The organism is Nocardia sp. A7, from assembly GCF_046549215.1.
GTDB lineage: Bacteria > Actinomycetota > Actinomycetes > Mycobacteriales > Mycobacteriaceae > Nocardia.
On sequence record NZ_JAJPWE010000001.1, the window covers coordinates 2145711 to 2169243 of the forward strand.

The window sequence follows — 23533 nt, forward strand, 5'->3', positions numbered from 1 at the left end:
AGCGACCCGCTGTGCCCGGCAGCGAACCTCGGCCCGAGACACCGGGTCAGCCCGGTTTCCGGCCCATCGAACAGACCGGTTACCGGCCGGGCTCCGCCGATCCGAGCGCACCCCAGCCACCCTCGGCTCATCGCACTCCCCGCCCGGCCGTCCCGCCGGGTCAACCGACCTATCGGCCGGAACCACCGCCCCCGGGATACCGCCCCGGACCGGATCAGCCCGGCGCGCCGCAACCGCCCGCTGGACACCGCGCAGGACCCGGGCGCCCGGTGATGCCCCCGCCTCCCGCCGACTATCGCGCCCCGGATCCGCGACGACCGGCGCACGGCGACCGACCCGGTCCGGTCCCGAACCCGCGTCAACAGCCACCCGGCCCGGCTAACCGCTCGGGTGAATTCCCGCAGCAGCAACGTCCCGGCGGCGTGCCGCCACAGCGGCCCGGTGGCCCACCGCAGCGTCCGGGTCCGGTCGGCCGCCCCGCCGAACCACCGCGTCCCGCGGCTCCGGGCCCCGACGGGCGCCCCGGACCTCCACAGCAACAGCGCCCGGCCCCTGGCTCGGCCGGTCGCTCGGGCGAATTCCCGCTACAACAGCGCCCCGGCCCGGACGGATTCCCTCCGCGCCGGCCCGGCCCGAACCCTTCGGGCGAGTTCCCCATCCAACAGCGCCCCGGTTCGGGCGCTGGACCGGACAGGTTCCCCCCGCGCCGCACCGGCCCGAACCCCTCGGGCGAGTTTCCGCAGCAGCGGCCGGTCCCGCCACGCGGTGGGCAGTCCGGCGCCATTCCGAGACAGAATCGGCCCGATCAGGCCGGTGGGCACCGGCCGGGTTCGCCCGAACACCGCCGGCCGGTGCCGCCGCGTGCGAGTTTTCCCGGGATGCCCGCCGCGGATCCGATGCGGGACGGGCGCCGGGCAGGTGCTGGATTCGGCGAGCGGGTGGCTGGTTCGCCCGCTGGTGATCGGTCGGCGGAGCGGACTCAGGTCATCGCTCGGCCCAAGAAGGTGGCGGCCGAACCTGCCGACAAGGGCGCCGCCCCGATGAGTGCCAATGCGAAGCTGCTCAAGGACTCGGGTTCGATCGCGGTCGCGACGCTGATCAGCCGGATCACCGGGTTCGCCAAGCAGCTGTTGTTGCTGACGGTGCTCGGCCCGGCCATCGCGAGTGCGTTCATCTCGGCGAACCTGATCCCGAACATGATCGCCGAGCTCGTCCTCGGCGCGGTGCTCACCGCCATCGTCGTGCCGACCCTGATTCGCGCCGAACAGGAGGACGCCGACAACGGTGTCGCGTTCGTGCGCAGATTGGTGACAGCGGCCTTCGCGGTGCTGTTCGCCGCGACAGTGCTCACGTTGGCGGCCACGCCGATCCTGGCCGGTCACGTACTCGTGGCGTCCGACGGCAAGGTGAACACGGACCTGACTGTCGCGCTGACGTACCTGCTGGCACCGGCGCTGCTCTTCTACGGCATGTCGGCGCTGTTCACCGCGATCCTCAACACCAGGCAGGCATTCAAGCCGGGCGCCTGGGCCCCGGTGATGAACAACCTGGTCGCCTTGACCGTGTTGGCGGTCTACGCACTGACGCCCGGCGAGATCACCCTCGATCCGGTGCGGATGAGCGATTCGAAACTGCTGGTCCTCGGCCTCGGCATCACAGCGGGCGTCGCGACACAGGCGCTCTGTCTGCTGCCCGCGATCCGCAGACACGGGATCAACCTGCGGCCGCTGTGGGGAGTCGACGCGCGCCTCAAGCAGTTCGGCAAGATGGGCATCGCGATCATCCTGTACGTGCTGATCAGCCAGATCGGGTTGGTGGTCGCGAACAACATCGCGTCCTCGGCCGACGAGGCCGGCCCCGCGATCTTCGCGAACGCCTGGGCGCTGTTACAGCTGCCCTACGGCGTGATCGGGGTAACCCTGCTCACCGCGATCATGCCGAGGCTGAGCCGCAGCGCCGCCGACGACGACACCCCCGCGGTGGTCGACGACCTCTCCGTCGCCACCCGGCTCACGATGATCGCGATGCTCCCGATCGTCACCTTCATGACCCTCGCGGGCCCGGAGATCGGCCAGGCGCTCTACGGCTACGCGCGGTTCTCCGGGGACGCCGAACGACTCGGCGACGCCGTGAGCTGGTCGGCGTTCTCGCTCATCCCGTATTCGCTCGTGCTCATCCATCTGCGGGTGTTCTACGCGCGCGAGCAGGCGTGGACACCGACCTGGATCATCCTGGGCATCACGACGATCAAGATCGCTGTCTCGGCACTGGCACCGGTCATCGCCCGCGACAGCGACGACGTGGTGATCATTCTCGGTGTCGCCACCGGCCTCGGCTTCACCGCGGGCGCGGTGATCGGCGGGGTGCTGCTGCACCGCAGTCTCGGCGACTTGCGGATGGTCAATGTCGGCCGAACTGTGACCAGAGTGTTGCTCGCCTCCATCGCGGGCGGTGCGGTGATGCTGATCGTCGACACGGTGACCGGGCTCGACCGCGTCTCCGGCGGCGCGGGCTCGCTGCTGCGCGTCGTCGTCGATGCGGTGGTGATGTTCTCGGTGGCATTCGGCCTGATGCGTCTGGCCGGAATCCCCGAGGTCGTCGCCATCACCGTCGCCATCTCGCGCAGGCTCGGCATCACCCCGCCCGCGCCGGATCTCGGACTCGATGACACCCCGTCCGACGACATCTACGCGACCACCGTTCTTCGCCGTCCCGATACCTATGGATTCCCCGCATACGGGCAGTCTCTGGACACCCAGACCATGGTGCTGCCCGTCATTCGACCGGGCGCTGTTGACAGCACCGGGCAAGCACAGTTCCCGTACGCTGTTCCGCAGACCGACACGGGTTTTCAGGCCGAAGGAGGACCGAGGGTGAGCGATGACGCGGTGGGCGGCGTCCCGGCCGCTGATTCTGCGGCGCGCGCGGCAGCAGGAATGTCCACCGAGGTCGGGCCCGATGCGCCGCTCTCGAGTGGGTCCGAGCATGCCGACGCACCAGACGAAGGCGATACGCACGAAGAAGGTGCTCGTTCGGTCATACCGCCGAGCGATCCGACCTACGACACCGGCATGTTGCCGATCCCGCCGCAGGTGACCCAGGGCGGCGCGGCCAACCGTGCGCAGCGCGGGCCCAAGCTCATCCCCGGCGCGTCCGTCGCCGGTGGCCGGTACCGGCTGCTGGCCGGTCACGGCGGTGCGCGTGGGCTGAAGTTCTGGCAGGCACTCGATATCAAGCTCGACCGTGAGGTCGCGCTGACCTTCGTCGACGCAGATCAGACCTCCGGCGAGAACTCCGGCCACGACGGCCCGCAGGCGGTGCTGTCGCGCACGCTGCGACTGGGCCGGATCAACGCGCCCGGCCTGGCCAGGGTCCTCGACGTGGTGCGCGGCAGCTCCGGCGGCATCGTCGTCGCCGAGTGGACTCCCGGCCGTTCGCTGCGCGAGATGGCCGAGACCGTGCCGTCGCCGGTCGGCGCGGCCAGGGCCATCAGGGCGCTCGCCTCGGCGGCCGAACTCGCCCACCGTGGCGGCGGCTCGCTGTCGATCGATCACCCCGATCGGATCCGGATCAGTGCCTCCGGTGACGCCGTCCTGGCGTTCCCCGGCACGCTCGGCGATTCCGACGCGCAAGGCGATGTCCGTGGCCTCGGCGCGATGCTCTACGCCCTGATCACCGCGCGCTGGCCGCTTCGCGTCGGCGGCGTCACCGGGTCGGCGGCCACCATCGGTGGTCTGCACCTGGCCGATTTCGGGCCCGACGGCACGCCGGTGGAACCGCGTCAGATCCGGCCGGAGGTGCCGTTCGAGATCTCGGCCGTCGCGGTTCGCTCGCTGGAATCCAACAAGGGCGTGCGCACGGCTGCCACCGTGCAGCACGTGCTCGAGCAGGCCTCGGTCGTCGATCAGAAGACCGATTTCATTCCCGTCTTACGACTGGGTCAGCGGGCCGTTGCCCCCGGTGCCGATTCACTCGCCGACCCGGAACTGCTGGCCGCCGAGCGGGAACGCTCCAAGCGGATGATGTGGATCATGGTCGCCCTCGGCGTGCTGGCCGCGCTGGTGGTCGGCGTGCTGATCTGGTGGATGGTGAGCATCTTCGCGCCCGGCGCGTCGGACAAGCCGCTCGATCAGCAGATCAACATCGGGCTCACCTCGAGTGTGGCGCCGCCCGCGGCGTCCGCACCGCCCAACTCCGAACCCGAGGCGCCGCCGACGAGTGTGCCGGTGCCGGTCACCGGCGCCGCGGTGTTCTCGCCGGAGGGCACCCCCGACGGTGCCGCGGCAGCGGGGGCGGTACTCGACAACAACGCCTCCACGCTGTGGCGCACCGATCAGTACTTCCAGCAGTTCCCCGCCCTCAAGAAGGGCGTGGGGCTGCTGGCCACGCTGCCGACCCCGGCCAAGCTCACCAACGTGTCGATCACCTCACCCAGCGTGGGGAGCACCGTCGAGATCCGCACCTCGCCCACCGAGGCGCCCACCCTCGACCAGACCCAGCTGATCGGTTCGGCCAAGCTCGGTGACGGGGTCACCGATATCGCCGTGCAGACCGATCAGGCCGCTCGTTTCGTGCTCGTATGGATCACCGGACTGGCGAATTCGGGCGGTCAGTTCCAGACCGCGATCGGCGACGTCCGCTTCGACGCCGCCCCGTAATCGCACCGCGCCGTCAACCCCTCCCGCCGCCACGCTCCGTGCAGGTGGTCGATCATTTCCGGGCCCATTGCCGACCTTCATCGAACCGCGGTCCGGTTGGTGCGCAATTGTTATCGGCGATATGATCGCCGCGCGCTCTCGGTTGAGAGTTACCCAGGGTTTGTCGACGTCGATCCTGGACGCCGCGTAGTAGGCAGGTGATGGATCGGCCTTGTTTCGCCGACTCGAGTCGCCGTAACGAGCGCTGTCCGAGGGGTCAAGTTTTGTCGCCGGAACTCAACGAGCAAGTCCGCGGTGTGCCACCGCGACAGGGCGTGGCCGACGTCCGCTCGCTCCTGGAGAACGGTAGCGACAAGCAACTGCTGGCCGCCCACGTGCGCGGGGAACCACACGCCTTCGCCGAACTGCTGCGCAGGCACTCCGACCATCTCTGGCAGACAGCGCTACGAACCTCCTACAACCGCGAGGACGCCGCCGACTGCCTGCAGGACGCCCTGCTCTCGGCCCACCGCACCGCCGATACGTTCCGCGCCGAATCCGAGGTGCGCAGCTGGCTGCACGCGATCGTGGTCAACGCCTGCTTGGACCGGATCCGCCGCAACAAGACCCGCCGCGCCATCTCGGTCCTGCCCGACCACATGCCCGAAGCGATCGACCCGCACGATGCCTTCGCCGACTACGAACTGTCGACCGTCGTGAGCGAGGCGTTGTTCACCCTCCCTGACGAACAGCGATTAGCCCTGGTCATGACCGAGATGGAGGGCCGCAGCGTGGCCGAAACCGCCGCCGCGCTCGGCGTGGCGCCCGGCACGATCAAGAGCCGATGCGCCCGAGCGCGCGTACGTTTGCAAGAACGTTTGGAATTTTTCCGGGATCCAGGGAACCGGATGTAGTCGGGATGCGTCATTAACAGTGACGAACAAGTCAGCGATCTAGATCCTGCGATCCGATATCGACAGAACTGGGAGGTGCGAGGGTGGCTCGATCCGTGCCGCAGCCTCCGTTCCCGTCGGAACTGCTGGCCGATCTCCATGCCGACAACCTCGCGCCCGATCTGCGCGAGCAACTGTGGCCCATGGTCCGCACCGACGTAGACGCGCTGCACTACCTGAACAAGCTCGACGAGGTGAACATCCACCTCCGCACGCTCGCCGCCGACGAGCGGGTCATGCACCGCATGCCCGACGACGTGGCCGACCGCATGTTCCGTTTCGTCGCCGAACTCGACGCGGGGGAGGTGCCCACCGAACGCATCACGCCGCCGCGGTCGATTCCCGCGGCCGAACCGGTCGCCAACGACGGTCCGACCGTGCGGATCACGCCGCAGCCACCCGAACAGGCGCCGATCTCCCTTGACCGGTATCGATCCCGGCGACGAATGGGGTTGCTCGCCGCGGCGGCCGCGACGGTGGCGGTCCTGGCCGGTGCCGGTGCCGTGTTCAGCACGTTCGACACCACCGAGGGCACCCCCACCGCCGCCCCGTACACCGAACCGGCGGCCCCCGACGAACTCACCACCGCCGCCGCGCTGCGGGCACTGGGTAAGCGTGACGTGGTCGGGCCGCTGGCCGACGACGCCGCCCTCACCCGCTGTGTGCGAGCCAACGGGATCGACCGTGCGGTCCTCGGCGCGACGAGCATCACCTTCCGCGGCTCCGACGCCGTCCTGGTCCTCGTGCAGGGGGTTGAGGCGCCCACCATCACCGCGCTCGTCGTGGGTACGGGCTGTAGCGCTGGCGCGCCCGAGCGGTTGACGCTGCGCGATATCGGCTGATGTTCGGTAACCACTTGCGGGCAGCACCGACGCGCTGCGGGAACAACACCGTTTAGGCTGTTGTTGATCGACACGTCCCCACATTGCTTTTTCGGAAGGGCCCCATGAGCACGCCAGTTCGCGACCTGATCATCGTCGGCTCAGGACCCGCCGGCTACACGGCGGCTGTCTACGCCGCCCGGGCGGAGCTTTCGCCGCTGGTCTTCGAGGGCACCCAGTTCGGTGGCGCCCTGATGACCACCACCGAGGTGGAGAACTTCCCCGGTTTCCGCGACGGCATCATGGGCCCCGACCTCATGGAACAGATGCGCGACCAGGCCAAGCGTTTCGGCGCCGAGCTGCGCACCGAGGACGTCGACGCGATCGACCTGTCCGGCCCCGTGAAGAAGGTCACCGTCGGTGACGAGACCTTCGAGGCCTATGCCGTCATCCTCGCGATGGGTTCGGCCGCGCGCTACCTGAACGTGCCGGGGGAGCAGGACCTGCTCGGCCGCGGTGTGAGCGCCTGCGCCACCTGCGACGGCTTCTTCTTCAAGGGTCAGGACATCGTCGTGGTCGGCGGCGGCGACTCCGCCATGGAGGAAGCGACCTTCCTCACCAAGTTCGCCGCGAGCGTCACCATCGTGCACCGCCGCGAGGAGTTCCGTGCGTCACGGATCATGCTCGAGCGCGCCAAGGCCAACGAGAAGATCAAGTTCCGGCTCAACGCCGAGGTCGTGAAGGTCAACGGCGACAAGAGCGTGGCCAGCCTCACCCTGCGCGACACCCGCACCGGCGAGGAGTCCGAGCTCGACGCGACCGGGCTGTTCGTGGCCGTCGGTCACGACCCGCGCAGCGAACTCGTCAAGGGCCAGGTCGCTCTCGACGGTGAAGGCTATGTGCTGGTGACCGATCCGGGCACCGCGACCGACGTGGCTGGCGTCTTCGCCGTGGGCGACCTCGTCGACCACACCTACCGGCAGGCGATCACCGCCGCGGGCACCGGCTGCCGCGCCGCGATCGACGCCGAACGCTGGCTCGCCGAGCAGGGCGACATCACCGCCAACACGCTCGACCACGCCGACGGCTCGGCCGCCGTGCGCACCAACTGATTTCGAGTTCCACCCCTGTCGAGGAGACACCCATGGCCGAGAGCGCCAACACCATCACCGTCACCGATCAGTCCTTCGCCGATGACGTCCTGCTCAGCGAAAAGCCGGTGCTCGTGGACTTCTGGGCCGATTGGTGCGGCCCGTGCAAGATGGTCGCCCCCGTGCTGGAGGAGATCGCGGGCACCCACGCCGACAAGCTGACCATCGCCAAACTCGACACCGAGGCCAACCCGGGCACCGCTCGCGACTACCAGATCCTCTCGCTGCCCACGATGATCTTGTTCCAGGGTGGCAAGCCGGTGAAGCAGATCGTCGGCGCCAAGGGCAAGGCGGCGCTGCTGCGCGAGCTCGACGGCCTTCTCTAACACAGCGCATCCGACAAAAGCGCCTCCTACCGGCCGACGCGCCGTAGGATGCCTGGACCCGGGATTCCCGTAAAGCGGCCCGGGTCTGAGACAATCGACGGACGCTCCGGCCGAAGGAAAGGGCTCTCACGCATGCACCGACTTCGTCACGGCGATTCAGGACCAGCCGTCGCAGAGGTTCGGAGCACCCTCGCAAGCCTCGGTTTCCTGCATCTCCCACACGCCGAATCGAACGGCGGACCGGAATATTGGAAAGACATCGAGGCGGTGTTCGATCGGCCCCTCGATTCGGCGATCCGCGCGTTCCAGCAGCAGCGCGGTCTCCTCGTCGACGGGGTGGTCGGTCCGGCCACCTATCGCGCGCTGAAGGAAGCCTCCTACCGGCTGGGTGCTCGTACGTTGATCTACCAATTGTCGGCACCGCTCTACGGTGACGACGTGGCCACCCTGCAGCGCAAACTGCAGGACCTCGGCTTCTATGTGTACCGCGTGGACGGGCACTTCGGCCCGCACACCCATGAGGGGCTCAGCGCGTTCCAGCGCGAGATCGGCCTGTCCGCCGACGGAATCTGTGGGCCGGACACGTTGCGTTCGCTGGATCTGCTCGGCGCGCGCGTCACCGGCGGCAACCCGCACCGCATCGCCGAGGAAGAAGTGGTGCACCGGGCGGGCCCGCAGCTCACCGGCAAGCGGATCGTGATCGATCCCGGATTCGGTGGCACCGACAAGGGTTTCGCGGTGCCCACCGAATTCGGTGACGTGTACGAGTCGGAGATCCTGTGGGATCTGGCTTCCAGGCTCGAAGGCCGGATGGCCGCGACCGGCATGGAGACCTTCCTGTCCCGGCCGTGGGGGGCCAACCCCACCGATGTCGAACGCGCCGACACCTCCAACGCCTTCGATGCCGATCTGATGATCTCGCTGCGCTGCGCGACCAGTGACAACCCGTCCGCGAAGGGCGTGGCCGGCTTCTACTGGGGCAACTCGCACGGTTCGGTGTCGATGATCGGGCAGGTGCTCGCCGGCTTCATCCAGCGCGAAGTGGTGGCCCGAACCTCGGTGCAGGACTGCCGGACTCATCAGCGCACCTGGGACCTGTTGCGCCTGACCAAGATGCCGACCGTCCAGGTCGACCTCGGCTACCTCACCAACGAGTACGACGCCGCGGTGCTCGCCAACCCGCGGATGCGCGACGTGATCGCCGAAGCGATTCTCATCTCGGTGAAGCGGCTCTACCTGCTCGGCCAGGACGACCAGCCCACCGGCACCTACACCTTCGCCGAACTGCTCGCCGAAGAACTGGCGGCGGCGGACGTGGGCAACGTGTAGTCCCCGTCCGTATTGTTCTACGCACAGACCAACGGCCCCGCGGTTTCCGCGGGGCCGTTCTTGTTGTCTCGGGTCAGTGCGCGCCGACGCGCTGTGGCGGTTCCATCGAGGCGGCAGCGAGGAGTTGGTCGAGTGCGCGCTCGACGTCTTCCTTCCAGCCGTGATCAGAGTTGAGCTCCAACCGCAGGCGGGGGAAACGGTGATGCGGGGCAACCACTTCGAAACCGACCTCGGCGAGGAAGTCGGCGTCGATCATGCACGTTTCCGGACTGCACCTGGTATCCGACGACGGGTCGCGCAGCGGTGCCGCGATCCGTTCCATCAACCGCATCGACGACCCGAACCCCCGATCCGCGACCGAACTCGACGGTGGACCGTTGCGAATACCGAACGCTTCCAGCGCCCGCACACCACGGCGCACCAGATCGCCCACCACGGCCTGAACCAGGTGATGGGCTACATCGGCCTCGTCGTAGGGGAATTCGGCCTGCAGCGTGGTCAGCAGGACCGCGTCCGGGCTCACGGGGGAGGTGGGGAACAGCGAGGAACGCGGCACCTCACTCGGCGGCGAGTACAGCGCGCAGCCCGCGAGGTTGTTCTCCACGTGTGCCACCTGCCCACACGAGCCCCACTCGAGCATCACTGTCGAGAGCCAAGCTTCCTTTTCGAAGACCGGATCGGTGAACGCGTGCGAGTCGGCGGCGACGGCCGGGTCCAGTTCCCAGAACACACACCGGCGGGTATGCGCCGGGAGCTGACCCAGCCCGTCGAGTGTCAAAGCCGTGACGCTGGTCGGCACTGCCCTGTTCAGCCTCCAGCTGTCGGATTCATCCACGCTCACGCCACATCACTATCCACAGTACGTGCCGCCTCTTTCAGTCACAGTGACGTTTCGGGGCCGACTTGATCCATCAGCGCCACGATGCGCTCGAGGTCTTCGACGGACCCGAACTCGACAACGATTTTGCCTTTGTTCTTACCGAGACTGACCGTGACCCGGGTGTCGTAGGAACCCGACAGCCGTTCGGCCACATCCTGCAGACCCGGCATATGGATCGGCTTGCGTTTCGGCGTCGGGGGAGCGGACGTAGCGGGGTCGCGGTTCGCGAGCTGCACCGCTTCCTCGGTGGACCGCACCGACATTCCCTCACGAACGATCCGCGCCGCCAGTTCTTCCTGTGCGTCCGCGCCTGCATCCAAGCCGAGCAGCGCCCTGGCGTGTCCGGCCGAGAGCACCCCGGCGGCCACCCGACGCTGCACGGGAATCGGCAGCTTCAGCAAACGAATCATATTCGTCACCACCGGCCGGGAACGACCGATTCGCGAAGCCAATTCTTCATGGGTGACATCGAATTCCTCGAGCAGCTGCTGATAGGCCGCCGCCTCTTCCAGGGGATTCAGCTGCACGCGGTGGATGTTCTCCAGCAGTGCGTCACGCAGCATCGAGCCGTCATCGGTGTCGCGGATGATCGCCGGAATGGTGGCAAGTCCGGCCTCCTGGCACGCGCGCCAGCGGCGCTCGCCCATGACCAACTGGAACTTGTCGACGCCCGGGTCGATACGCCGCACGACGATCGGCTGCATGAGACCGAACTCGCGAATCGAGTGCACCAGCTCGGCCAGTGCGTCTTCTTCGAAGACCTGACGCGGCTGCTTCGGGTTCGGCTCGATCAGGTCCGCCGGGATCTCGCGGTACACCGCGCCGCCGGGGGAGACCAGATCGGCTTCGGGCTCGGGCTCCGGCCCGGACTCGGCGTCCGGAACCCGATGCAGGAACGCCTCGGCCGGTTGCGGACCGATCGGATTGATCCCGATCACGCTCGCCGCGGCACTGCTCAAGCCCGGCGCCACGGCCGGACCCGTCGGGATCAATGCGGCTAACCCGCGACCGAGACCGCCCTTTTTCGCCTGACTCATCGGCTACCGATCCCTTCCTAGTTCCAACTCACGCTACGACGCGTCTTGCTTCAGCTGCGCACGACTGGCCAGCTCGCGTCCCGCGTCCATGTAGCTCATCGCACCACGCGAGCCTGGATCGTAATCGAGGACGGTCATCCCGTAACCCGGCGCCTCCGAAACCTTCACGCTGCGCGGGATCATCGACTTGAGGACCACGTCGCCGAAGTGGTTGCGCACTTCCTCGGCAACCTGGTCGGCCAGCTTGGTGCGGCCGTCGTACATCGTCAGCAGGACGGTGGAGACGTGGAGCTCCGGGTTGAGGTGTGCCTGCACCAGCCCGATATTGCGCAGCAGCTGACCCACACCTTCCAGCGCGTAGTACTCGCACTGGATCGGAATCAGTACTTCCTTGGCCGCCACGAGCGCGTTGACCGTGAGCAGACCCAGCGAGGGCGGGCAGTCGATCAGCACGTAATCGATGTCGAAACCGACCATGCTCGCCTCGCGGATCGCGGTCTTCAACCGCCCTTCCCGAGCGACCATCGAGACCAGTTCGATCTCCGCGCCGGCCAGGTCGATCGTGGCCGGGACGCACAGCAGACGCTCGCTGTGCGGGCTCACCTGGATCGCGTCCTTGACCGACACTTCACCGATCAACAGCTCATAGCTGGACGGCACACCCGAGTTGTGCGCGACGCCCAGCGCCGTACTCGCGTTCCCCTGCGGATCCAGATCGACCACAAGGACTGTCATTCCCTGGTGCGCTAGCGCCGCAGCGAGATTGACCGTCGTGGTTGTCTTCCCGACGCCGCCCTTCTGGTTGGCGATAGTGATGATCCGTTGCTCGCGGGGTTTCGGCACATTGACCTTTCCTGGATGCAGAATCTGGCTGGCGCGTTGCGCTTCCGCCGCGATCGGGGTCTCGGCCGGGGAGATGTGCCCGAAAGGAGTATTCCCGAACGTCTCCGCGTCGAAGTTGCTGGAATCCAGCATCCCCGGGACCCGCGACGTTGTTTCCCGTGAAACATTCGCCGGACCGCTCGACATAGATTGCTCCTAACCCGAGAAACTTCAGATCACGTACCCCCGACGAGCGTCGGCGCCGTGTCATCACAAACAAACTGTGTCGGTGGAGAACTCGAAGACTCGAGGAGATGTCTCACTCCCACCCGACTCCTGACAGCTTGCCAGCCCCCGGTCACTTAGGAAAGCTGAATCGCGGCACGCCGACAAGGACACACCCAATACTCCCGAATTAACGTCGCGTACCGATGTTTCACGGGAAACAAGCCCCCCGAATCCACCCACCCCCAACCACACCCCGCACCCACCCCGCGATCCCCACGCGCTCCGAGACCGCCAAATTACCCCGCCCACCCCACTGCAGACAGACCCTGAAATCGCCACCCGATCGCACTCCCCACCACACCACGCACCCCGCACCCGCACCCCGACCAACTCCACAGCACACTCCAAAGCCCGCAGCCCTACCGCACTTCCAACCTCACCATGCACCCAGCCCGTCCCCGCCTTCCACAACCACCCAACCCAACCCCCGAACTCCCACCACAAAGTTCACCTCGGCCTGTCCCTGTCTTCCACACCCCACCCAACCCAACCACCGCGCCCCAATCCCACCGCGCCCAATCCCCGCAATAAAAAGACCACCCCACGTTCCACGTGAAACACCCCCACCCCCCAATCGCAACACCCCACCACACCTACCAAAAACAACCCCGCCCCAGCCCCACACAAGACCCCTCGACCCAATTCGTCACGTTACGAAAGACAAAACCCCGCCCAACAGAACACCCCCACACCAATCAAGATTCGCGACGCTTCCGAGCCCTCTTCTCCACACCAGCAGCCTTCCGCTCACTCCGACGAGTCGGACGCTCACCACGGGGGAGGAGTTCGGCACTGATAACAAGAGTCGGAATTTCCACAATCCCCGCACCACAACCAACAACACGAAGATCAGTAGCACCGTCATGAATCAACGCAGCCCCATCACGCTCGAGTTCTTCGGCGGCACTGGTTCCTTTGAGCGCGAGCATCCGACCGTGGTCCCGGAGAAGGGGAAGCGACCAGTGGGCGAGTTTGGCGAGGGGAGCGACCGCGCGCGAAGTAACGACATCCGCACCGCCGGCTTCCTTGATCACGCCGGACTGTTCGGCTCGACCGCGAACCACCGTGACGTCCAGCCCGGCTTCCTCGATGAATTCACTCAGGAAGATCGTCCGGCGCAGTAGTGGTTCCACGAGAGTGATGCGAAGGTCGGGACGTGCGATCGCCAAGGGGATTCCGGGGAGACCCGCGCCACTACCGATATCGACGACCGCAGCGCCTTCATCGATCAACTCGCCGATCACCGCGCAGTTGAGGATGTGCCGTTCCCAGAGCCGGGGGACTTCGCGCGGGCCGATGAGACCGCGCTCCACGCCGGCCGTCGCCAGTGCCGCACAGTACCGGCGGGCGATGTCCAAGCGGTCGCCGAATACTCGGGCAGCGGCGGCGGGCGGTTCCAGCTCGTCGGACGGCGCACCCAGTTCTCGTTCCACGTGAAACATCCTTCTCCGTTGAGGGCAAATGAAAAAGCCCCCGGTCCGAGACCGGAGGCCTAATCACATCGTTCGTGGTTACGGCGGGTGTCAGCCTACTCGGGGACGACCACCACGTGACGATTCGGCTCGACGCCTTCGCTCTCGCTCGCCACGCCCTCGATATCGGCGACAGCATCGTGCACGATCTTGCGCTCGAACGGTGTCATCGCGGACAGCGCCTCGGGCGCTCCCGACTCGAGCACCCGCTTCGCGGCGGCGACGCCGATCTCGCTCAGATCGGTGCGGCGCTGCGCACGCCAACCGGCCACATCGAGCATCAGCCGACTACGCACCCCGGTCGCCTGCTGCACAGCCAACCGGGTGAGCTCCTGCAGCGCGTCGAGAACTTCACCGTTTCGCCCGACCAGCTTGGTCAGATCACGGCCGCCGTCGATGCTCACGATGGCGCGGTCACCCTCGACATCGAGGTCGATATCGCCGTCGAAGTCGAGCACGTCGAGTAGCTGCTCGAGGTAGTCGCCCGCGATCTCGCCCTCTTCGATCAACGCTTCTTCGGCGTCGTTCACGACGTCAACAGCAGTCGTCGCCACAGTGGCGTCCCCTCCGTCGGTCTCGGTCTCAACAGTCATTGGATTCCCTCTATCCGATCGCGTCTCAGCGCTTACGCTTCTGGTTCGCACGGCCGCGGTTGCCCGGCCGCTGCTGTCCGCCGGGCCTGCGCTTGCCGCCACCTTGCTTGGCCGCCTGCTTGGGGGTGCCGTTCGTCGCGGCGGTGCCGTTGGTCGAAGACTCGTCGTCGGCCGGGGCGTCCTGCCCTCGCTTGCGGATGTCGACCGGCTTGGCACCGGGCTTGGGTGCGTTCTGCGCCCGCAGCTCGAGCTTCTTCTGCTTGCGCTCTTCGTCTTCCTTTTCCATCCGGCCGAACACCAGGTGCTGCTGTCCGTAGGTCCAGATGTTGTTGGCGACCCAGTAGAGCAGGATGCCGATCATCAGGAAGGGGCCACCGACCATCACGCCGAGCGGGAAGACCCACAGCGACAGCTTGTTCATGATGGCGGCCTGCGGGTTGGCCGCGGCTTCGGGGGTCTGCCGCTGGACCGAGGCGCGGGCGTTGAAGTGGGTCGCCAGACCGGCGATGATCATCAACGGAACCGCGACCATCGCGATGTTCAGCTTGGTCGGCGTACCGCCCCAATCGGCGAACGCCTGCATCTCGCTGACGGGCGCGGTGATGAAGGACGCGATCGGCGCACCGAAGATGCGGGCGCTCAGGAACGACTGGACGTCGGTCGCGCTGAAGATGTAGTTCGGGGTGTGCGCGTTGTCGTACGCGCTCATACCCAGCTGACCCCAACCGTGGCCGGTCCGGTTGAACGAGCGCAGCACGTGGAACAGTCCGAGGAAGACCGGCACCTGCACCAGGACCGGCAGGCAACCCATGAGCGGGTTGAAGCCGTGCTCCTTCTGGAGCTTCTGCATCTCCTTCGCCATGGTCTCGCGGTCGTTCTTGTACTTCTTCTGCAGCTCCTTGATCTGGGGCTGCAGCTCTTGCATCTGCTTGGTGGTGCGCACCTGCTTCACGAACGGCTTGTACAGCACCAGCCGCAGCGTGAAGACCAGGAACACCACGGCGAGGCTCCACGTGAGCCCACTGTCTGCTCCGAACACAAACCCGAAGGCTTTGTGCCAGAACCACAGAATTGCGGATACCGGCCAATAGATGATGTCGAGCACGGCTCTAGGTACTCCCGTCGTTCGTATCGCCGATCAGCGCGGGCGATGACTTTGTGCAGGCATTCGACCCGCGCTCAGGCACGGGATCCCACCCTCCAGGGTGCCAGGGCGCGCATTTCGCGAGCCGCACGACCGTGAGTGCCGATCCGACGACCAGCCCGCGGGTACGCAAGGCAGTCACCGCGTACTCACTGCAGGTGGGGGTGAACCGGCAGATCGGCAGTCGAGTGGGGGAGACATAGGTCCGGTAGAGCTCGATCAGCGCGATCAGGCCTTTAGCGGGTAAGCGGGTGAGCGTCCTCATCGCCGTTCACCGGCCGGGGTGCGACCGAGCGCAGGCTCCGGTTCCCCGCGCAAGCCGAGCTTGCGCAGGCCGGCGCGCAGCTGGCGCAGCAACTCGGCGGAATCGGCGGTGGCGGCACCGGGCAGTGCCCGGATCACGACGTCGGTGCCGACCGGTAGTTCGTCGACCACCTGGGCGCACATATGACGCAGGCGGCGGGCCACCCGGTGGCGAACCACCGCGTTACCCACCGCCTTGCTGACAATCAGCCCGAACCGAGGACCGCCTACGCGGACCAGGGAATCGCCGTCGGCGAGATCGTCGTACCCGTGCGTGAGCGCGTGTACGACGAGATCTCGCCTCCCGATTCGCTGACCGCGGCGCACCGTGCGGGAGAATTCGGCACGGTGGTGCAACCGATACGGCTCAGGCAACACCCGAGCGTCCGACTACGCGCGATCAGGCAGTCAGTTCGGTACGGCCCTTACGGCGACGCGCCCCAACGATGGCGCGACCCGCACGGGTACGCATCCGGAGACGGAAGCCGTGGACGCGTGCCCGACGACGGTTGTTCGGCTGGAACGTCCGCTTGCCCTTGGCCACGGTCAACACTCCTGTAGTAGGTGGGCACCATTCGGCGCCCGAAGTCTGTACAAATGATTTGTCTGCGCTGCGGACCGCGGTCTACGCACAGATTGCCTTGGCGATCAGTGTGCAGCAGACAGCCGCCAACCGCGCCAAGGGGTGACTGTACGAGGGTACTTACCTCGAAGGAACGGGTCAAACTCGGCCCCCACGTACCTGTCACCGGCACGATGTCCAGGCTACCGGACGCCCGCGCCGACCCAGGAACCGGACCGACCAGGCACGACACGCCCGGGGCGCAATGACGCATGCGGCGACTTTTCGTGAGTTGCTCCACAGCTCTGGCGCTGCGCGCCGCGGCCCGCTAACCTCTGTAGCCGGGGGATTGCTGAAGAACCGCAGGTCCAGCCCCGATCACCGCCACACGCTGGTGGAATTCCTTTATCCCCAGGTTTGTCCACATCTGTGGATAATTGTGTGGATAGACGGCCTCAGTGGCATATTCGTAGGGCCGACGGTGCCCGCGCCGCAGTTCGGAACGACCGGACTTCACGGTGTTCGAACCGGCTTCGGTTGTACGCAGGATCACTGGATTTCGCAGGGTTCACCGAATCACGCCTGGTCACAGGCGCGATTCGGCACGCGCCTGGCCGTGGGAGCCAACAAACCGCATCCGGGGAGGACGCTGCATGGACGACGAGCAGAATGTGCTGGCCACAGTGTGGCCGGAGGTGGTTGCCGAGCTCACCACCGGCTCCGCCGACGGCGCCATCCCCGCGGTGAGTCGCGCGCAGCAGGCCTGGTTGAAGCTGGTGAAGCCGCTCACCGTCGCGCAGGGTTTCGCGTTGCTGTCGGTTCCGTCCTCGCTGGCACAGGAGGCGATCGAGCGTGATCTGCGCGAGCCGATCCTGCGATCGCTCGGCCGACGGCTCGGTCCTCAGGTGGAAGGACTCGGGGTGCGCATCGCCGCGCCGAGCCCGGCCGCGGGGGAGCGCGCCGGTAGTTCACCTCGGCACGCCAGGATGACGAGCAGGCCGGAGCGGCCGCGTGAGCAGGTTCGCCCGCCCGCCGGCTATCCCGGCCCCGATTTCAGCGTTCCCGATTACGCCGCGCGTGGTGAGTACGGCAGGCCTCGTTACGGCGCGGGTGACTATCCCGTCCAGGGCGGCGAGTACGGCAACGAGTATCAGTCCAGCCCCGACTATCCGGCCAACGGTGAGTACCCGAGCAGCTACGGCGGCCGTGAGTACCCCGGCCAGGCGGGCGAGTACGGCGAGCGCAACGACTACGCCGGACATCGCGACTACCCGGCCGAACCGGAGTACCAGCAGCAGCCGGAGTACCAGCAGACCCCGTCGGAATTCAATCAGCCCGGCGAGTACAAACAGGCACCGTCCGAGTACGGCCAGCAGGCGGAGTACAAGCAGCCATCGGAATACGGTCAGCAGCCCGAATACAAGCAGGCACCGTCGGAGTACGGTCAGCCCGCCGAGTACCAGGGCGAGCGCAACGATTTCCCCGGCACCGATTTCGAGCCGACCGCGGCGTACCCCGTAGCCGACTACTCCGGCAGCGAGTTCGGCGGTCGCGGTGAGTTCCGTGGCGCACGTCAGGACCAGCGAGCCCCCGAGCCCGCCGCCTCGACCCGCCGTGAGCAAGCCCCTTCGCCGCGCCGCGACCACTCCGGGCAGGAGTCGCTGTTCACACCAGAGCCGCAGCGCGCACCGAACCGTGGTCGGCCCGCCGATGAGCCTGCCGCCGCGCGCGCCGAGGAGTCGAGCGCCGAGGGCCAGGACAAGCCCTTCCCCGGTCAGCCTGGTGCGCAGCCGGTCGACGACGAGCCGGTGGTCAGCAATCGCAACAACTGGCCGACCTACTTCAACAAGTCGCAGGAGGCGCCACCGCAGTCCTCCTCGTCGGCCAGCCTCAATGCCAAGTACACGTTCGAGACCTTCGTCATCGGCGCGTCCAACCGGTTCGCCCATGCCGCCGCGGTAGCAATCGCGGAGGCGCCCGCGCGGGCCTACAACCCGCTGTTCGTCTGGGGCGCTTCGGGATTGGGCAAAACCCACCTGCTGCACGCGGCGGGCCACTACGCGCAGCGACTGTTCCCCGGCATGCGGGTGAAGTACGTCTCCACCGAGGAATTCACCAACGACTTCATCAACAGCCTGCGCGACGACCGCAAGGTCGCGTTCAAGCGTCGGTACCGCGAGACCGACATCCTGCTGGTGGACGACATCCAGTTCATCGAGGGCAAGGAAGGTATCCAGGAGGAGTTCTTCCATACCTTCAACACCCTGCACAACGCGAACAAGCAGATCGTGGTCTCTTCGGATCGCCCACCCAAGCAGCTGGCCACCCTGGAGGAACGGCTGCGGACCCGCTTCGAGTGGGGCCTGATCACCGACGTGCAGCCTCCTGAGCTGGAGACTCGCATCGCGATCCTGCGCAAGAAGGCGCGGATGGACCGGCTCGACGTGCCCCACGATGTGCTCGAGCTGATCGCGAGCCGGGTGGAGCGCAATATCCGCGAGCTGGAGGGCGCGCTGATCCGGGTGACGGCGTTCGCCTCGCTCAACGGTCAGCCGCTCGACCTCTCGCTGGCCGAGGTGGTGCTGCGCGATCTGATGCCCGACACGGCGGCGCTGGAGATCAACGCGGCGACGATCATGGCCGTCACCGCGGAGTACTTCAACACCACACTCGAGGAGCTCACCGGGCCCGGCAAGGCGCGTCCGCTGGCGCAGGCAAGGCAGATCGCCATGTACCTGTGCCGTGAGCTGACCGATCTGTCGCTGCCCAAGATCGGGCAGGCGTTCGGTCGCGACCACACCACGGTGATGTACGCGGAGAAAAAAGTGCGCAAGGAGATGACCGAGCGGCGTCGGGTCTACGACCAGGTCCAAGAACTCACAGCCCGAATCAAACAGCGCTCCCGCTGATTTCATCCACAGCCGGAACACCGCCCTGAGCTGGGGCGGTGTTCTTTTTTGTCCTGTGGATTCCTCGAGGAATTCCTGTGGAATCCCCAGGTTTGTGCACCGGTCGGTGCACAGGGTGTTGGGCGAGGGTGTGCAGCGTTCATGCACAGGCAGTTGTCCACATCATCCACAGGACGATCCGCTAACACCTGTGCACTAGCGGTGACCTGCGACATCGCCGAATCCGGCCTGTGGATTCCTCGAGGAGTTCCTGTGGAGTCCTCGAGGAATCCACACCGTTACCACCAGGCAGGCCCGACGTGTGAACAACTGGGTGAATCCGGTGGAACAACTCGAGGACAACTCGAGGATGGATTGGGGACAACTTCGTGCCTCCACAGCCACCGCCGATTCATCCTCGAGTCACCCCAAGGCCATCCCCAGGCCACCGAGCCTGTTGACCTGCGGATTCGGTCGAAATCCACAGATTCCACAGTGCCTACTATTACTTCAGTTCTCCTTCTAGAGAGAATTCTTTTAAAACAGGGTGTGTGGAAACTCGGTTGGGGAAGCTCGAGTCGGTCGGGCGTTCACTCACAGGCAGGCAAGGAGGAGCGGGGCGCATCGTTGACGGGAATCGACCGGGAGGGTCGATGCGGAGTTCGCGCATCACACGGGTACCGTTTGCTTGTCGGTTGGTTGTGCGAGACTCAGTGCGCGGCCGACACAGCAGTTCAACTCCGCTGACACACACCGCACACGGATTCGAAACTCGGAGAGGACAAATCGGGCGATGGAGCTTGCGAGCATGAAGTTTCGGGTCGCCCGAGAGGACTTCGCCGAATCGGTGGCCTGGGTGGCGCGCAGTCTCCCGTCCCGGCCTCCGGTGCCTGTTCTCGGTGGTGTGTTGCTGGTGGCCGACGAGAACGGCCTGACGGTTTCCGGGTTCGACTACGAGGTCTCCGCGCAGATGCGCGTCGCGGCCGAGGTCGCCGGTCCCGGCCAGGTGCTGGTCTCGGGGCGCTTGCTCGCCGACATCACCAAGTCGCTGTCGAACAAGCCGGTCGATGTCTCCGTCGACGGCACCCGGGTGCTCATCGCCTGTGGCAGCGCCAAGTTCTCCCTGCCGACCATGCCGGTCGAGGACTATCCCCAGCTGCCCGAGGTGCCGCAGCAGACCGGTGAGGTCACCGTCGACGTGTTCGCCGAGGCCGTCGGCCAGGTCGCCGTCGCCGCGGGCCGCGATGACACCCTGCCGATGCTCACCGGCATCCGGGTCGAGATCGAGGGCAACGACGTGGTGCTGGCCGCCACCGACCGCTTCCGCCTCGCCGTGCGCCACCTGCAGTGGAATCCCACCCGTTCCGACATCGAGACCGCGGTGCTCATTCCCGCGCGCACGCTGTCGGAGGCCGCCAAGACCCTCGGTGCCGCCGAGGCGCCCGTGCAGCTGTCGCTGGGCAGCGGTGGGGGCGCCGACGGCCTGCTCGGCATCGTCAACGGCGGCCGGCGCACCACCACCCGGCTGCTCGACGCGGAATTCCCCAAGTTCCGCCAATTGCTCCCCAAGGAGCACACCTCCATCGCCACCCTCCCTGTCGCCGTGCTGTCGGAGGCGATCAAGCGCGTCGCCCTGGTGGCCGAGCGCGGTGCGCAGGTGCGCCTCGAGTTCTCCACAGACGGCGTGCTGCTGTCGGCGGGTGGGGACGACGCGGGCCGCGCCGAGGAATGGCTGGAAGCCGATTTCCGCGGCGAACCGCTGACCATCGCGTTCAACCCCGGTTACCTCACCGAGGGTCTGGCCGCGCTGCACACCGAGCGGGTCACCTTCGGGTTCACCACCCCCAGCCGTCCCGCGGTGCTGCTGCCCGCCTCCGACGAGGAGCCCAAGGTGCTCGAGTCGGGTGCGTTCGCGGCGCTGGAGAGCCAGTACATCTACCTGTTGATGCCGGTCCGGCTGCCCGGCTGAGTCGGCTGGGGCCCAGTGTTCATCCGTGACCTGTCGGTCCGTGATTTCCGGTCGTGGGAACACGCCGACCTGGAGTTGTCCCCAGGGCGCACCGTGTTTCTCGGAGCCAACGGCAACGGTAAGACCAATCTGCTCGAGGCGGTCGGTTACCTCGCCACGCTCGGCTCGCATCGGGTCTCCGCCGACGCACCGCTGATCCGAATGGGTGCCACCCAGGCCAGGATCGGGGCCACGGTGGTGAACACCGGCCGCGAACTGCGGGTGGATGTGGAGCTCAAGGCGGGCAGTGCCAACCGCGCGCAGATCAATCGTTCGCCGGTGCGCCGCTCGCGCGAGATCCTGGGGATTCTGCAGACCGTGTTGTTCGCGCCGGAGGATCTGGCGCTGGTGCGTGGGGACCCGGGGGAGCGGCGCCGGTTCCTCGACGAGTTGTCCACAGCTCGCTTACCCAGGCTCGCCGGCGTGCGGGCGGACTACGACAAGGTGCTGCGGCAACGCTCCGCCCTGTTGAAAACCGCTGGGCGCCAATCGCGTTCGCGTGCCGATCTGGGCACCCTCGACGTGTGGGACGGCCACCTCGCCGACCACGCGGCGGTGTTGCTCGCCGAACGGCTGCGCCTGGTCCACGATCTGTATCCCCATCTGTCCCAGGCATATCGGTCGATTGCGCCCGAATCACGTCCTGCGGCAATCACTTACCGCTCGGGGTATCTGCCGCCGGAACTGCTCGATCCGGCCAGGGCGCCCGAGGCCGGTGACGCACAGCTGTTGCACGAGATCATGCTGCGCGAGCTGGCGGCGGCCAGGAACCGGGAACTCGATCGTGGGGTGTGTCTGGTCGGCCCGCATCGCGACGATCTGGAGTTGCTGCTCGGCAGCGCACCCGCGAAGGGCTTCGCCAGTCACGGTGAGTCCTGGTCGTTCGCGCTCGCGTTGCGGTTGGCCTCGTTCGAGTTGTTGCGCGGTGAGGGTTCCGAACCGGTGCTGCTGCTCGACGATGTGTTCGCCGAACTCGACCGCCGCCGACGCGCCGCGCTCGCGGAGGTGGCCGCGGGCGCCGAACAGGTGTTGATCACGGCCGCGGTGGCCGAGGACGTGCCGTCGGAACTGGCCGCCGAACCGTTGCGTGTGCAGACGTCCGGCGAGGCGGACCGGCGGACCTCACAGATTGTCACCGAGGTTGTCGAGAACACCGAAGATATGCACAGTTCGCGATAGTTATCCCCAGCCCCTGTGGAAAACCCGCAACATGCTGGACATCTGCCAGATCGCTGCTCGACGAGCCCGTCGGCGCCCCGGCGTAGACTCCACCCACACTCGGCCACCCTCGACACCGGAAGGCGGAAACCCGTGCCCGAAGATCCCGCACCGGAGCTGCGCGGCATCGATCTGGCCCGCCGCGCGCTGGAAGACGCACGTGCCGCGGCCAAGGCGAGTGGCAAGTCCGTCGGCCAGGGCAGGGCCTCGCCGGTGCGCAAGCTGCGGGCCGGTGGCAGGCGCCGCAGCGGGTGGTCCGGCGCGGGCCCCGATGCCCGCGATCCCCAGCTGCTCGGTGCGCTCAGCGGCACGCTGGCGAAGAGTCGTGGCTGGTCAGGCAAGGTAGCCGAGGGCACGGTGTTCGGCAGCTGGCCTCGCGTGGTCGGCGAGGACATCGCTTCCCACGCCACACCGGTGACCCTGGAGAACGGTGTGCTCAAGATCGCCGCCGAGTCCACCGCGTGGGCCACCCAGCTGCGGATGTTGCAGGGTCAGATCCTGGCCAAGATCAATGCCGCGGTGGGTCATGGCGTGGTCACCTCGCTGCGGATCACCGGCCCCGCCGCGCCGAGCTGGCGCAAGGGCGATCGCCACGTCAAGGGCCGTGGTCCGCGCGATACCTACGGATAACCACGCGATCACCGGCCCCGGATTCGTTGCGGGAGGGCCGCTCTCACCCCGCATTGCATCAAGTTATCCACAGGGCCTGTGGATAACTCTATGCCTACGGCTGGTCTCGCAAGAACATGGGTAACTCACCGGGAACGGGCTGGCTGGACCCACCACCTGGTCTGGCCGCCGACGCAACTCGCGCCGCACCCGGGTCTGGCCTTAGTTCCCGGGGAGGCGGGTGAGCCTGCCGCGTTGCCGGTCCTCCACGCATCTAAATCTGGCCAAGATACTCGGGGAGGCGGACCAGTCCGATTTCTTGCATTACCGGCGAAGCCAGGGGTGTCGTAGGTGCACTGTAAGTTGGGCTTACCAGTAGGATGGTGACGTAACCAGCGGCGAACCTTCGGCGCGTGCTGTGCAGTCCGTGAGATCTGATGGCTCCGAGGAGCCGTGCGCGTGCTGCCCAGGTCGCTGCGCCAGGGATCAGCA

Annotated in this window: 19 protein-coding genes; 10 read left to right on the forward strand and 9 right to left on the reverse strand. The window is 66.9% G+C overall.

Annotated elements, in window-relative coordinates; genetic code table 11:
• Window positions 1-1040 precede the first annotated feature (1040 nt).
• From ACLJPD_RS09750 to ACLJPD_RS09775, 6 genes are all read left to right on the forward strand, one after another.
• Window positions 1041-4658 carry a murein biosynthesis integral membrane protein MurJ gene (locus ACLJPD_RS09750; RefSeq protein WP_410871987.1) on the forward strand — a complete coding sequence of 1206 codons (3618 nt, stop codon included), beginning with the start codon at window positions 1041-1043 and terminating at the stop codon, window positions 4656-4658.
• 263 nt (window positions 4659-4921) lie between these two features.
• Complete coding sequence (gene sigM / locus ACLJPD_RS09755; RefSeq protein ID WP_410871557.1) at window positions 4922-5551, forward strand: RNA polymerase sigma factor SigM; 630 nt, start codon at window positions 4922-4924, stop codon at window positions 5549-5551.
• A 95-nt stretch (window positions 5552-5646) separates the two neighbouring features.
• Window positions 5647-6432, forward strand: coding sequence for a hypothetical protein (locus tag ACLJPD_RS09760; RefSeq protein WP_410871558.1), 786 nt, complete (start codon window positions 5647-5649; stop codon window positions 6430-6432).
• A gap of 104 nt (window positions 6433-6536) precedes the next feature.
• Window positions 6537-7523 carry a thioredoxin-disulfide reductase gene (gene trxB / locus ACLJPD_RS09765; RefSeq protein ID WP_410871559.1) on the forward strand — a complete coding sequence of 329 codons (987 nt, stop codon included), beginning with the start codon at window positions 6537-6539 and terminating at the stop codon, window positions 7521-7523.
• Window positions 7524-7555: 32 nt separating this feature from the next.
• Window positions 7556-7888, forward strand: coding sequence for a thioredoxin (gene trxA / locus ACLJPD_RS09770; RefSeq protein WP_410871560.1), 333 nt, complete (start codon window positions 7556-7558; stop codon window positions 7886-7888).
• A gap of 132 nt (window positions 7889-8020) precedes the next feature.
• On the forward strand, window positions 8021-9217 hold the full coding sequence (locus ACLJPD_RS09775; RefSeq protein WP_410871561.1) for a peptidoglycan-binding protein: 1197 nt from the start codon (window positions 8021-8023) through the stop codon (window positions 9215-9217).
• Window positions 9218-9290: 73 nt separating this feature from the next.
• Here ACLJPD_RS09775 and ACLJPD_RS09780 read toward each other — a convergent pair whose 3' ends face one another.
• The 9 genes from ACLJPD_RS09780 to rpmH all read right to left on the reverse strand — a co-directional run bounded on the left by ACLJPD_RS09780 (window position 9291) and on the right by rpmH (window position 16300).
• Entirely contained in the window at window positions 9291-10016 is a 726-nt protein-coding gene (locus tag ACLJPD_RS09780) for a GNAT family N-acetyltransferase (RefSeq protein WP_410871988.1), read from the reverse strand.
• An 80-nt stretch (window positions 10017-10096) separates the two neighbouring features.
• Window positions 10097-11134 carry a ParB/RepB/Spo0J family partition protein gene (locus ACLJPD_RS09785; protein ID WP_410871562.1) on the reverse strand — a complete coding sequence of 346 codons (1038 nt, stop codon included), beginning with the start codon at window positions 11132-11134 and terminating at the stop codon, window positions 10097-10099.
• A gap of 33 nt (window positions 11135-11167) precedes the next feature.
• The gene (locus ACLJPD_RS09790) at window positions 11168-12109 is read right to left on the reverse strand and encodes a ParA family protein (protein WP_410871564.1); all 942 of its coding nucleotides are present in this window, start codon (window positions 12107-12109) and stop codon (window positions 11168-11170) included.
• An 830-nt stretch (window positions 12110-12939) separates the two neighbouring features.
• Window positions 12940-13686 carry a 16S rRNA (guanine(527)-N(7))-methyltransferase RsmG gene (rsmG, locus tag ACLJPD_RS09795; protein ID WP_410871567.1) on the reverse strand — a complete coding sequence of 249 codons (747 nt, stop codon included), beginning with the start codon at window positions 13684-13686 and terminating at the stop codon, window positions 12940-12942.
• An 86-nt stretch (window positions 13687-13772) separates the two neighbouring features.
• Window positions 13773-14309, reverse strand: coding sequence for a protein jag (locus tag ACLJPD_RS09800; protein ID WP_056822606.1), 537 nt, complete (start codon window positions 14307-14309; stop codon window positions 13773-13775).
• Between the two features lie 25 nt (window positions 14310-14334).
• The gene (gene yidC, locus ACLJPD_RS09805; RefSeq protein WP_410871568.1) at window positions 14335-15414 is read right to left on the reverse strand and encodes a membrane protein insertase YidC; all 1080 of its coding nucleotides are present in this window, start codon (window positions 15412-15414) and stop codon (window positions 14335-14337) included.
• 4 nt (window positions 15415-15418) lie between these two features.
• The gene (gene yidD / locus ACLJPD_RS09810; RefSeq protein ID WP_410871569.1) at window positions 15419-15718 is read right to left on the reverse strand and encodes a membrane protein insertion efficiency factor YidD; all 300 of its coding nucleotides are present in this window, start codon (window positions 15716-15718) and stop codon (window positions 15419-15421) included.
• The gene (rnpA, locus tag ACLJPD_RS09815; protein WP_410871570.1) at window positions 15715-16134 is read right to left on the reverse strand and encodes a ribonuclease P protein component; all 420 of its coding nucleotides are present in this window, start codon (window positions 16132-16134) and stop codon (window positions 15715-15717) included. The genes yidD and rnpA overlap by 4 nt, the downstream gene beginning before the upstream one ends.
• Window positions 16135-16156: 22 nt before the next feature.
• Window positions 16157-16300 carry a 50S ribosomal protein L34 gene (rpmH, locus tag ACLJPD_RS09820; RefSeq protein WP_194826147.1) on the reverse strand — a complete coding sequence of 48 codons (144 nt, stop codon included), beginning with the start codon at window positions 16298-16300 and terminating at the stop codon, window positions 16157-16159.
• Between the two features lie 671 nt (window positions 16301-16971).
• On the opposite strand from rpmH, the gene dnaA reads away from it, so the two are divergent.
• From dnaA to ACLJPD_RS09840, 4 genes are all read left to right on the forward strand, one after another.
• Window positions 16972-19227 (forward strand): chromosomal replication initiator protein DnaA, encoded by a 2256-nt coding sequence (dnaA, locus tag ACLJPD_RS09825; protein WP_410871572.1) that lies wholly within the window; start codon window positions 16972-16974, stop codon window positions 19225-19227.
• A 772-nt stretch (window positions 19228-19999) separates the two neighbouring features.
• Window positions 20000-21175, forward strand: a complete 1176-nt coding sequence (gene dnaN, locus ACLJPD_RS09830) for a DNA polymerase III subunit beta (protein WP_410871573.1) — start codon at window positions 20000-20002, stop codon at window positions 21173-21175.
• A 15-nt stretch (window positions 21176-21190) separates the two neighbouring features.
• Window positions 21191-22393, forward strand: coding sequence for a DNA replication/repair protein RecF (recF, locus tag ACLJPD_RS09835; protein ID WP_410871574.1), 1203 nt, complete (start codon window positions 21191-21193; stop codon window positions 22391-22393).
• Window positions 22394-22525: 132 nt separating this feature from the next.
• Entirely contained in the window at window positions 22526-23062 is a 537-nt protein-coding gene (locus ACLJPD_RS09840; protein WP_410871576.1) for a DUF721 family protein, read from the forward strand.
• Window positions 23063-23533: the final 471 nt, after the last annotated feature.

Coding starts and splice junctions, on each gene's coding strand:
- ACLJPD_RS09750 (WP_410871987.1), top strand. CDS start 1,041: ATGAGTGCCAATGCGAAGCTGCTCAAGGACTCGGGTTCGATCGCGGTC.
- trxB (WP_410871559.1), top strand. CDS start 6,537: ATGAGCACGCCAGTTCGCGACCTGATCATCGTCGGCTCAGGACCCGCC.
- trxA (WP_410871560.1), top strand. CDS start 7,556: ATGGCCGAGAGCGCCAACACCATCACCGTCACCGATCAGTCCTTCGCC.
- ACLJPD_RS09775 (WP_410871561.1), top strand. CDS start 8,021: ATGCACCGACTTCGTCACGGCGATTCAGGACCAGCCGTCGCAGAGGTT.
- ACLJPD_RS09785 (WP_410871562.1), bottom strand. CDS start 11,134: ATGAGTCAGGCGAAAAAGGGCGGTCTCGGTCGCGGGTTAGCCGCATTG.
- ACLJPD_RS09790 (WP_410871564.1), bottom strand. CDS start 12,109: ATGCTGGATTCCAGCAACTTCGACGCGGAGACGTTCGGGAATACTCCT.
- rsmG (WP_410871567.1), bottom strand. CDS start 13,686: ATGTTTCACGTGGAACGAGAACTGGGTGCGCCGTCCGACGAGCTGGAA.
- ACLJPD_RS09800 (WP_056822606.1), bottom strand. CDS start 14,309: ATGACTGTTGAGACCGAGACCGACGGAGGGGACGCCACTGTGGCGACG.
- yidD (WP_410871569.1), bottom strand. CDS start 15,718: ATGAGGACGCTCACCCGCTTACCCGCTAAAGGCCTGATCGCGCTGATC.
- dnaA (WP_410871572.1), top strand. CDS start 16,972: ATGGACGACGAGCAGAATGTGCTGGCCACAGTGTGGCCGGAGGTGGTT.
- dnaN (WP_410871573.1), top strand. CDS start 20,000: ATGGAGCTTGCGAGCATGAAGTTTCGGGTCGCCCGAGAGGACTTCGCC.